Origin of the sequence: Bacillus sp. S2(2024) (assembly GCF_050474045.1) — a bacterium.
Taxonomy (GTDB): Bacteria; Bacillota; Bacilli; order Bacillales; family Bacillaceae_G; genus Bacillus_A; species Bacillus_A yunxiaonensis.
In genome coordinates, this window is sequence record NZ_JBFLUS010000003.1 from 987,563 (window position 1) to 999,694 (window position 12,132).

Here is a 12,132-nt window from a genome sequence, read left to right on the forward strand (position 1 = left end):
ATCTTCTTCGCTTCTCTCTGAATGTTGGGGTGGGTCTTACTGCTCGTTAATGCAGGATAAATTTGTTATGTTTCGACTGATTAAAGTTTCACTTCACGTGTATGTAAGTGGTATGAGAGACTGAATAAGTTATGTCAAAATGAATAAAAAACCAACAAAAAATGTAAAGAAAATAATCTTACCTGCTCTATCTTTGAAGCGTGAAAATTGGCTTATCTTCTCTATTTTTTAAGCAAGAAATTTTTGGCTCAAAAATTGCATGAATATTTAAAAAATAGGAAAAGGAGGGTTTGGAATGCGATATAGCATATACACGGTTTATTGAAAGCGTTTTCTGTTTAATTATCAAACTTTACATGGAAATTAGATAGAGAAAGTAGGAGGAATGATAGGTGGGAAAAGAAGTTAGTTTAAAACGTTCATTAGGACTTTGGTCAATTGTCATGCTAGGTGTCGGGTATATGACACCGATGGTGGGGTTTGATACATTTGGAATCGTTTCTGACAAAACGGACGGGCATGTTCCAGCAGCTTATCTTATTGCATTAGCAGGAATGTTATTTACAGCTGCAAGCTACGGCAAAATGGTAAAGGTTTTTCCGACTGCGGGATCTGCTTATACTTATACCCAGAAGACAATTAGTGCAAGGCTTGGATTTCTTGTTGGATGGTCAGCGTTATTGGATTATTTGTTTTTACCAATGGTAAATGCGCTATTAACGAGGATTTATATGTCCGCACTTTTTCCAAGTGTTCCTTCTTGGTTATGGGTTGTTGGATTTGTCCTACTGATTTCGCTAGTAAATATTATTAGTGTTAATGTTACTGCTAATTTCAATACATTCTTAGTAGTGTTTCAAATATTAGTAATGGTTGTGTTTGTATTTCTTGTTATAAAAGGATTGATAGCAGGAGAAGGAACTGGAGAAGTTTTTTCCATTCAGCCGTTTTTTCAATCAGATATACACATATCATCGTTAGTTGTGGGGGCCACAATTCTTTGCTTTTCATTTTTAGGTTTCGATGCGGTAACTACATTTTCGGAAGAAACACCAAACGCGAAGAAGACAATTCCTCGGGCTATTTTTCTTACCGCTTTAATTGGCGGAATTTTATTTATTGTTACTACGTACTTCACACAATCTTTTTTCCCAGATGCATCCCTATTTAAAGATCAAGAATCGGCAGCACCAGAAATCGCGCTATACGTTGGCGGAAAATTATTTCAAACTTTCTTTTTAGTAGGAACATTTATGGGAACATTGGCATCAGGTTTAGCTTCTCATACAAGTGTGTCGCGATTATTATACGTAATGGGGCGAGATAATGTAATCCCGCAGAAGATATTCGGATACATTCATCCTCGCTGGCGAACTCCCGTATATAACATTATTATTGTAGGAATTATTTCACTTTCCGCTATATTTATCGATTTAGAAACAGCAGCATCTCTTATTAACTTCGGAGCGCTTATTGCATTTACATTTGTTAATCTATCTGTAATTGCCTACTATGTGATAAAGCAAAAAAGATATAAAACAGTAAAAGACTTTTTTAATTTCTTAGTTCTGCCTATTTTAGGAGCAGGTACAGTAGCTGTGTTATGGTTTAATCTCAATATTAATTCGCTTATTCTTGGACTTAGCTGGGCTGCTATTGGAATTGGTTACCTTTTATATGTTACGAACATGTTTCGATCAGCTCCACCGCAAATGCATTTTGAAGAAGTACAGGAAATGTAAAATAACAAAAGACATCGGAATTTTTCCGGTGTTTTTTATTTTGGAGATTTTAAAATCATGCAATATTGCATAAGCCATTCAACAATTCATAAAGAACGAGAGAAAATTTGTAAATCAGTGCCAGAGAGAGGGCTGAAAAGGGAATATAAACATTATATTTTTATTTGGCACGATTATTGCTTTATAAAACTAGTAAAAATATATAAATGAGGTGTTATCGTGGCAATTCAATCAGAAAAAAATACAACTCAATCTATACAGGGAAAAGTTGAGATTGAAAATCCTTTAGAGGAATTTCAGTCTATATTAAAAGAGGCGCTCCAGATTTTACGTTATCCAGAGGAAGTATTCGAATTTCTGAAAAAGCCGATGCGCTTTTTAGAAGTAAGTATTCCTGTTCGAATGGATGATGGAAGAACAAAAGTATTTCAAGGGTATCGTGCCCAGCATAACGATGCAGCAGGGCCAACAAAAGGTGGTATTCGATTTCATCCAGATGTTACAGCTGAGGAAGTAAAAGCACTTGCCGGTTGGATGAGCTTGAAATGTGGAGTAACGGGTCTTCCATATGGAGGAGCAAAGGGCGGGATTATTTGTAATCCGCAGGAGATGAGTTCTAGGGAACTAGAGTTACTTAGTCGCGGTTATGTAAGAGCAGTGAGCCAAATTGTTGGGCCTACTAAAGATATTCCAGCCCCTGATATGTATACAAATGCTCAAATTATGGCTTGGATGCTAGATGAATATGATCATATTAGAGAATTTGATTCCCCAGGCTTTATAACTGGAAAACCATTGATGCTAGGAGGATCACAAGGGCGGGAAACAGCTACTTCTAAAGGAGTATTCTATACACTTCAGTTAGTGAGTGAGATGAAACATATTCCACTCCAAAATATGCGAGTAATCATTCAAGGGTTTGGAAACGTTGGAAGTTATTTAGCAAAATATTTATATGATATTGGTGTGAAAGTGGTAGGAGTATCTGATGCTTTAGGTGGCATTTACAACCCAGATGGTTTGGATGTTCCTTATTTACTAGAAAATCGAGATTCGTTTGGAGTAGTATCAAACCTCTTTAGTAAAACGATCTCTAACCAAGAGTTGTTAGAAAAAGAATGTGATGTACTCATTCCAGCAGCAATTGGAGGAGTGATTACAAAACATAATGCAGAAAGACTTGGATGTAAGATTGTAATTGAGGCCGCAAATGGTCCGACAACAAAAGAGGCAGTCGCAATGTTAGAAGAGAAAGACATTTTGGTTGTTCCAGATATTTTGGCAAATGCTGGAGGTGTTATAGTTTCTTATTTTGAATGGTGTCAAAATAACCAAGGGTATTATTGGACAGAACAATATGTCGACCAATGCTTAAAGGAGAAAATCACATCTAGTTTTTCTGATGTATTCAATACTTCAAAACATTTTGGAGTAAATATGAAAATTGCCGCTTATATAGAGGGAGTTCGTAAGATTGTAGAGGCATCGCGCCTAAGAGGTTGGTTGCATTTTTAACCTTTTAACAAAGGGAGGAATAAAATGAAGCTTGATATTTTATTAGAAGAAATTGAGAGACAACCGATCGGTTATTATTGTATCGTGTCGAATTGTCATCGATATGATATAGCCGTTACGTATTCACAGCAATTTTTGGGAAAAGCAATGGTTACTTCTATTCAGAATGGAAGAATGATTCTATTAAGTCAAGAAGATATTGAACAGGAACAATATTGGGCACCTAAGTTAGAAATTGAAGTAGAAGATGTAGAAGATTTTCAAAGTTTTTTCCGTATGATTCTTCAGCCACAAATGTTGGCAGAACAATATTAATAGAATAAAAGAAGGGAATGATTCATTTTGTTTTATGAGATCGTTACGAGCCCGTGCTATGGAACGGTTGAAAAAGTGGCTATTGATAAGGACTCTCGAATTTACGAATGGGAACCACTGTTTGCTATTAAAAATATGAATGGTGAGCTGGAAGTAATTAAAATGGGATGTAGTGGAGAAGTACAATCTTTAGAAGTAGAAGCAGGAGATAAGGTAATTCCGGGGATGGTATTAGCTTATATTCAAGAAGATATTTTAATTGGTGGTAGTGACTAATTAGAGGACAAAAAGGAAGATGGAAGCATTCATCTTCCTTTTTTTAATAAATAAAGTTTATTATCAGATTAATTAAAAAAATCTGTTTTTAGTGATACAATACAAGTTAAGTAGCTCAAAGGAGGGGTAGCGGAATGTTTTCCATTGCTCATAAAAAAATTAGACAGATTGTTTCTCTACCTATTGATCAACCTGAAAAGGAATGGAATATAGATGTTACAAATATAAAAGAACCTTTTCTGTTTTTAAAAAGGGATGATCAATTATTTGCATACGTCCATGTAAAGGATCTGCTATCACGAAATGAGGAATTAACTGCCGGGGCATTACTTTCAAATGCTGTTTCACTAGATACAATCTGTCACCTTAGCAAAATTATTTCCTTAACAGCTCTCTTTCAAATTATTGGGGCGCCTATTGCGATTGTGAAAAATGAAATAGGAGAGTTAAAAGGATACATAAGAAGAGAGGATGTTTTTGCAGAATTATTTAAGCAAGAAAATAAAAGTGTAGATATACTAAAAATCATTTTAATGTCTATTCCTATGGGGATTTTTGTGGTAGATAGGGAAAAGAAAATTGTAAATTGTAATGAATCTGGTTTAAAGATGATTAAGTCTACTTCTGAAAAAGTACTGAATGTACCAGCAGAACAGATTTTTAATGGGGAACATATTAACAATGTATATGCAACGGGGAAAACGATTTTAAATCAGTTACAAATAACAAATGAGATGGGAGTATTAGTTGATTACAGCCCGATTCCTAGCCTCGATCAAAGTATTGAAGGAATGGTTATTATTGTACAAGATTTACCAATGGTTGAGGATATGGCCATGGAAATTGAACATATAAAGGATTTAAATAAAGATTTAAACGCAATCTTATCTAGTATTTATGATGAAATATTAGTAGTTAATCATAAAGGGGAATTAATTCGTTATAGTGAAACCATTATCAATGATTTTTGGGGGGGAGATTTAAAGGATCTTTTAGGGAAAAATCTTTTAGATTTAGAGCGAAAAGGTTTATTTAGTCCATCTGTTACTCGTTTAGTACTAGAACAAAAGAAAAAGGTATCGGTTGTACAAGAAACAAAAAGTGGTAGAAAAATATTAGCGGTTGGAAACCCTGTGTTTAATGAAACTGGAGAACTGCATCGTATTATTATTGCATCAAGGGATATTACAGAGGCAACGAGATTAAAGACGGAATTGCATGAGATGAAAAAGATATCTGAACAATATAAGAAGGAATTGGACAACTTTAAAAATAAAGATCGTTTTCTTAAGAAACTTATTTATTGTAGTCCGAAAATGGAACAAATTATTAATCAAGCTAAAAAAATAGCTGATTTTTCTTCTAATGTTCTTATTTCTGGAGAATCGGGTGTTGGAAAAGAAGTAATTGCACAAGCCATTCATCAACTGGGAAATCGCTCTTCAAAGCCGTTTTTAAAATTAAATTGCGGTGCAATTCCAGAATCATTATTGGAAAGTGAACTGTTTGGATATACGAAAGGTGCTTTTACCGGTGCTGATAAAAATGGAAAAGAGGGATATTTTAAGCGAGCCGATCAAGGAATTTTATTTTTGGATGAGATTGGAGAAATGCCTTTACATTTGCAAGTGAAATTACTTAGGGTGTTACAAGAGCAAGAAGTAATTCCAATCGGAAGCACGGTACCTACGAAAATAAACGTTCAAATTATTGCAGCCACAAATAAAAGTCTCGAAAAAATGGTGGAAGCTGGTACGTTCCGTGAAGATTTATTTTATCGTTTAAATGTAATTCCATTGCAAGTTCCTCCGTTAAGGGAACGAATGGAAGATGTTCCAGTACTCGCATTTCATTTCTTACAACAATTAAATGAAAAATATAACAAAAACTACCATTTAACTTCTGATGCACTGAATTTACTAGAATTTTATTCATGGCCGGGAAATGTACGAGAATTACAAAATATGATTGAACGTTTAGTAGTATCAGCAGATGAGCCAGTTATTGAAGCTGAATTTGTTAGCAAATTTTTAACCCCTGGTTATGACTTTAAAAAATCAAAGCCAGTTATTACAAGGGTCTTACCATTACAAGAAGCATTACATTCTGTAGAAGAGCAATTAATCTTACTTGCGATGAAGCAGTATAAAACAACGACGAAGGCCGCAAAAGCTCTTGGAATTAGTCAATCTTCAGTTAGTCGTAAATATCAAAAAATTATGAACGAAAAAGAAATAGCAGTTGATACAATTTCATATTTCTAAAAGAGAAAGGAGAAGTTTGTATGGACTACTCCTTTTTCTTTGTTATTCCGCTATTCGTGGGCAGTAAGCCCCCTATCTCAAGATTAAGAGAGAAGTGAAGAAGATAGGTGGGGGATAACTGCTGGCATGCGCCCGATTGGTTCGACTAACCTTTTGGAGAAGAGCGCTCCAAAAGGAAGTTTCACTTTATTTTTGTTGTAATTATGCAAAATGTAATAATCTATGCATTTTTGCATAGGTTATTACATTTTGCCCCGCTATTCGCGGGCAGTAAGACCCCCACATTAAGATTCAGAGAAAAAAATTGTATAGCTCTAGCGGCTAGAATCTCCGGTTGTTTCGCCCCCTCGGACGAGGCAAAAAGTACCTCTCTGTCGGGTGCGCGGGCGTCCTGCGATTCTGGGCGAGCCGCTTCCGCTTTTCTACAGAAGATAGATGGGGGATAACTGCTAGTATGCGCCCGATTGGTGAAGGAAGTTTCACTTTATTTGAATAAATAGTCAGTTTTTGTATGATTACTTGGTATTTTAAATGTTGGCACAATTATTGCTTATATAATATATGAACGATCGACAAAGGGGGATTATATATAATGCTAGATTTAAAAATGTATCTAAATGGTGAATGGAGAGAGTCTAGTAATCAAGAGAAACGACCTATTATTAACCCTGCAAATGGCAAGGTTATCGCATATGCGCCTGAAGGAACGATCGAGGATGCAAAAGAAGCAATAGAAGTGGCAAGAGCGACTTTTGATAGCGGAATTTGGTCAGAAACATCCGCTGCTGAAAGAGCATCTTATTTATTTAAAATAGCAGATGAAATTGATAAAAATAAGGAAGAACTTACACGTCTTGAAACAATGGATAATGGAAAAACACATCGCGAGGCAGAGGGCGATGTTGGAGATGCGGCAGCTTGCTTCCGTTATTATGCTGGGCTTATTACAAAACCAGATGGACAAACATATCATGTAGCTGATCCAATGCAAGCTATGGTAGTCAGAGAACCAGTTGGTGTTTGTGGATTAATTGTTCCTTGGAATTATCCGTTATTAATGAGTGTATGGAAAATTGCACCTGCTTTAGCGGCTGGAAATACGATTGTATTTAAACCGTCTGAGGTTACACCAATCACTGCAACAAAGTTATTTGAAATCTTTGAGAAAGTAGGATTGCCAAAAGGTGTTGCGAATATGGTGATGGGTGCTGGCCCAATAGTAGGAAATGAGATTGCAGCAAGCGGCAAAGTAGATATGGTTTCTTTCACAGGTGGAACGAAAACTGGAAAACACATTATGAGAACAGCGGCAGATAATATGAAAAAGATTTCGCTAGAACTTGGCGGGAAATCTCCAAATATTATTTTTGCAGATGCAGATTTTGAAACTGCTGTTGATTATGCTTTGTTTGGTATTTATGCAGGTACTGGACAAGTATGTTCAGCAGGATCAAGAATCCTTGTAGAAGAAAGCGTTTACGATAGATTTGTTAGTAGTTTCGTAGAACGTGCAAAGCAAATTAATGTTGGACCTGGTGATAACCCAGAATCAGAGATGGGCCCACTTGTTAGTCAAGAACATATGGAAAAAGTATTACGCTATATTGAGATTGGGAAAGACGAAGGAGCAGAAATTGCTTGCGGAGGAAAGCGTATTACAACGGGTGGAAAAGGTGAAGGTTTCTTTATTGAACCAACAGTCTTTGTCAATGTAAAACCTGATATGCGTATTGTGCAGGAAGAAATTTTTGGTCCTGTTGTAGTTATCCAAAAGTTTAAGGATGAACAGGAAGCAATTGAGCTGGCAAACCGTACAGATTACGGTTTAGCCGGAGGCGTATTTACAGTTGATGGCGCAAAAGCAATGCGCGTAATCCGCAAGCTTCGCGCAGGGATTACGTGGATTAATAGTTATCATCCAACATACAACGAGGCGCCTTGGGGTGGATATAAGCAAAGTGGTATCGGTCGTAGTTTAGGAACGTTTGGTTTAGAAGAATTCCAAGAAATTAAGCAGATTAATATAAATCTAGAAGTAGAACCAATTGGTTGGTTTGCAAATAAAAAGACTATAGGAGTGAAATAAATGGTAACGAATGTAGAAAATAAATTCAATGAGCAGGATGTAAACAATTCAAATGTAAATGATTATATTACGAAAGTACTGCAATTAATTGAAAAAGAAAAGGTCTCCGAAGAAGAGGCTAACTGGATTCAAAAAGAAACAGTAGATGGGTTTAGAGAGCATGTCAATCCTGGTTTTCTTGCATATAGAAAAACAGTAACAAAAGATGGGCAATTTGCAGCAGTAGAATGGTCTGATGAAGGATCTTGCTTCATGGATATCAATGGTAAAAAATATATTGATTGTTTAGGTGGATTCGGGATTTATAATGTTGGACACCGTAATCCGAAAGTGGTAAAAGCTGTAACGGATCAATTAAAGCGTCAAGCATTGCATAGTCAGGATTTACTAGATCCACTCCGTGCGATTCTTGCGAAGATTCTAGCAGATATTACACCTGGTGATTTGAAATATGCTTTTTTTACAAATAGCGGGACAGAAAGTGTAGAGGCAGCATTAAAACTAGCAAAAATGTACAGCGAACGAACAACTTTCATTTCAACAACACGTGCTTTTCACGGTAAGAGTCTTGGATCTTTATCTGGAACAGCAAAAGGAATGTTCCGTAAGCCGTTCTTACCATTAATTCCAGGATTCCGTCACGTTCCATTTGGCGATATCGAGATGATGAGAAAAACATTTGAAACGTGTGCATTAGTAGGAGAAGATGTTGCAGCTGTTATTTTAGAACCAATTCAAGGAGAAGGCGGTATTATTTTACCTCCAGAAAATTATTTGAAACAAGTAAGAGAGCTTTGTGATGAATTTGGATCCTTACTTATTTTTGATGAAGTGCAAACAGGAATGGGACGTACAGGGAAAATGTTTGCTGCAGAATTATATGATGTAGTACCAGATATTATTTGTCTTGCGAAGGCATTTGGCGGCGGTGTCATGCCAGCAGGTGCAATTGTTGCCAAAGAAAAAGTATTTAAAAGTTGGTTTGAGAACCCATTTATGCATACAACAACGTTTGGTGGAAATCCACTTGCATGTGCTGCTGCAATTGCAACAATCCATGTATTATTGGAAGACAAATTACCAGAACGAGCTGCGGAAGTTGGAGAGTATTTCTTAAACGGGTTGAAAAAGGCTGCGGAAGGACACGAAGACAAAGTATTTGAAATTCGTGGTCAAGGTTTAATGATTGGTATCGAATTCCATAAAGATGAAATTGGTTATGAAGTATCGAAGGCAATGTTTGATCGAGGCATCCTTGTTGCAGGAACGTTAATTAATTCAAAAACAATTCGTATTGAACCGTCTCTTACAATTAGTTATGAAGAAGTAGATATGGTAATCAATACTTTCGAATCAGTGTTAGCACAAGTAAAAGTACAATAATCATTCTATACAGTAACGTGTAAAAATAAACCAGTAAAACCACCATGCTTATGTTCACTCTAATTGGTTTTACTGGTTTTTACTATAGGAGGAGAAGGGGTTGGAGGGAGCATTACACGGAATCAAAATTATTGATTTATCTCGGGTTCTTGCCGGTCCTTTTTGTACGATGATTCTCGGTGATTTAGGAGCAGAGGTAATAAAAATTGAGAATACTGGAAATGGCGATGATACAAGAGGATGGGGGCCACCTTTCACAGGGGGAGAAAGCGCTTACTTTCTTTGCGCAAATCGTAATAAAGAGTCGCTTACATTAAATTTAAAATCACAAATGGGAAAGGATGTTTTGAAAAAACTTGTTTCTCATGCTGATATCGTTGTACAAAATTTCAAACCTGGAACACTTGAGAGAATGGGACTTGGTTATGAAGTGTTACAAGAGGTAAAGGAAGACATTATTCTAGCTTCTATTAGCGGTTTTGGCCGAAATGGTCCTGCTTCACATCTTCCTGGCTATGATTATATGATTCAAGCAATGAGTGGACTTATGAGCATAACAGGAGGAAAGGATGAAGAGCCTGCAAAAGTAGGAGTTGCGATTGCAGATGTGCTCACAGGTCTTTTTACGTGTATTGGGATTTTAGCCGCTTTGCAGCATCGAAATAGAACAGGAGAAGGGCAAGAAATTGATATTTCTTTATTTGATTCACAATTAGCGGCATTAGTAAATGTAGCAAGCAATTATTTGTGTACAGGAGAATTGCCAGAGAGACTTGGAAACCAGCATCCGAATATTGTTCCGTATCAGGTATTTCAGGCGGAGGATGGAGATCTAGTTGTTGCAGTTGGAAATGATGAACAGTTTCATAAGTTTTGTTTGTTACTTGGTAGACAAGATTTATCTCGTTTAGATCGCTATAAAACAAATGCAAATCGTCTTTTGCATAGGGAAGAACTTGTAGACATGATTGCAAAAGAAATGAAAAAGAAAAAGAAAGAGGACTGGAAACAACTTTTGGATGAAGCAGGGATTCCAAATGGACCAATTCTCAATGTAAAGGAAGCGTTAGAAACAGAGCAGGCAGTTTCGAGAGATATGACAATTCATATGGAACATCCAACCATTGAAAATCTTACACTTGTAGGTTCACCATTAAAACTTGCGAAGACACCAGTACAGATGCAGAAACATCCGCCACTCCACGGTGAACATACAGAACAGATTTTGAAAGAACTGGGGTATTCGCAGGAAAGCATTACGGAAATGAAAAAAAACCAATGGATATAGGAGGCAGTACAAATGAATTTTTCTTTAACAGAAGAACAACAAAGTGTCAGAAAAGTAGTGAGATCATTTGTAGATAATGAAATTATTCCATACATTAAAGAATGGGATGAAAAAGGACATTTTGAAGAAAAAATCTTGAAGCGTTTAGCTGAGTTACAGTTTATGGGCGTTTGTATTCCAGAGCAATATGGCGGTGTTGGTATGGATTATAATACGCTCGCTATTGTTTGTGAAGAATTAGAACGTGGTGACACAGCTTTCCGTACAGCTGTATCTGTACATACGGGATTAAATAGCATGACACTTCTTCAATGGGGAACAGAAGAACAAAAACAAAAGTACCTTGTTCCACAAGCGAAAGGTGAAAAAATTGGGGCGTTCGGTTTAACTGAACCAAATGCAGGATCAGATGTTGTTGCTATGCAAACAACAGCGGTAAAACAAGGTGATTACTACGTATTAAATGGATCTAAAACATGGATTTCTTTATGTGATGTTGCAGACCACTTCTTAATATTTGCAAAAACAAACCCAGAATTAAAGCATCGCGGTATTTCTTGTTTTATCGTAGAACGAACATTTCCTGGGATATCAACAAAAGCCATAAAAGGAAAGCTTGGTATTAGAGCAGGCAATACAGGAGAAGTATTTCTAGATGACGTGAAAGTGCCGGTGGAAAATCTTCTTGGAGAAGAGGGAGAAGGATTTAAAATTGCAATGGCATCATTAGACAACGGCCGTTTCACAGTAGCGGCAGGGGCGTGCGGGCTCATTCAAGCAAGTTTAGAAGCGAGTGTAAAGTATTGTGAAGAGCGGAAAACATTTGGAAAAGAAATTGGAAAACATCAGCTTGTACAGCAAATGATTGCGAAAATGTCTGCGAATCTTGAAATATCACGTTTATTGGTCTATAAAGCAGGATGGTTAAAAAATGAAGGGAAACGTAATACACAGGAAACATCTTTAGCAAAATGGATTGCTTGTGATGCTGCATTTGAAGCGGCAAATGATGCGGTGCAGGTGCACGGTGCTTATGGATATTCGAATGAATTCCCAGTAGAACGATATTTACGAAATGCAAAAGCTCCAGTTATTTACGAAGGAACACGTGAAATTCATACGATTATGCAAGCGGAATACGCACTTGGATATCGTTCTGATAAGGAACTTCGTAACATGTTACCGAAGTGGCCTTTTGAAGAAAATGAGGCAGAAGTGGTAACGAAATAAAGTGAAACCTTAATCAGTGGAGAGCTTCATCCC

At 36.7% G+C, this 12,132-nt stretch carries 9 protein-coding genes; all 9 read left to right on the top strand.

Annotated elements, in window-relative coordinates:
• Positions 1-392 precede the first annotated feature (392 nt).
• Complete coding sequence (locus AB1284_RS05015) at positions 393-1,742, top strand: APC family permease (protein ID WP_429751187.1); 1,350 nt, start codon at positions 393-395, stop codon at positions 1,740-1,742.
• A gap of 219 nt (positions 1,743-1,961) precedes the next feature.
• Positions 1,962-3,257 (top strand): Glu/Leu/Phe/Val family dehydrogenase, encoded by a 1,296-nt coding sequence (locus tag AB1284_RS05020; protein WP_429751186.1) that lies wholly within the window; start codon positions 1,962-1,964, stop codon positions 3,255-3,257.
• Between the two features lie 24 nt (positions 3,258-3,281).
• Positions 3,282-3,572, top strand: a complete 291-nt coding sequence (locus tag AB1284_RS05025; RefSeq protein ID WP_429751184.1) for an SAV0927 family protein — start codon at positions 3,282-3,284, stop codon at positions 3,570-3,572.
• 27 nt (positions 3,573-3,599) lie between these two features.
• Positions 3,600-3,848, top strand: a complete 249-nt coding sequence (locus AB1284_RS05030) for a hypothetical protein (protein ID WP_336482651.1) — start codon at positions 3,600-3,602, stop codon at positions 3,846-3,848.
• Between the two features lie 134 nt (positions 3,849-3,982).
• Complete coding sequence (locus AB1284_RS05035) at positions 3,983-6,112, top strand: sigma 54-interacting transcriptional regulator (protein WP_429751182.1); 2,130 nt, start codon at positions 3,983-3,985, stop codon at positions 6,110-6,112.
• Between the two features lie 592 nt (positions 6,113-6,704).
• On the top strand, positions 6,705-8,198 hold the full coding sequence (locus AB1284_RS05040; protein WP_429751180.1) for an aldehyde dehydrogenase family protein: 1,494 nt from the start codon (positions 6,705-6,707) through the stop codon (positions 8,196-8,198).
• Positions 8,199-9,581 (top strand): putrescine aminotransferase, encoded by a 1,383-nt coding sequence (locus AB1284_RS05045; protein ID WP_429751178.1) that lies wholly within the window; start codon positions 8,199-8,201, stop codon positions 9,579-9,581.
• Positions 9,582-9,681: 100 nt separating this feature from the next.
• Complete coding sequence (locus AB1284_RS05050; protein ID WP_429751176.1) at positions 9,682-10,869, top strand: CaiB/BaiF CoA transferase family protein; 1,188 nt, start codon at positions 9,682-9,684, stop codon at positions 10,867-10,869.
• Between the two features lie 12 nt (positions 10,870-10,881).
• Positions 10,882-12,099 carry an acyl-CoA dehydrogenase family protein gene (locus AB1284_RS05055; RefSeq protein WP_429751174.1) on the top strand — a complete coding sequence of 406 codons (1,218 nt, stop codon included), beginning with the start codon at positions 10,882-10,884 and terminating at the stop codon, positions 12,097-12,099.
• The last annotated feature ends 33 nt before the right edge of the window (positions 12,100-12,132 follow it).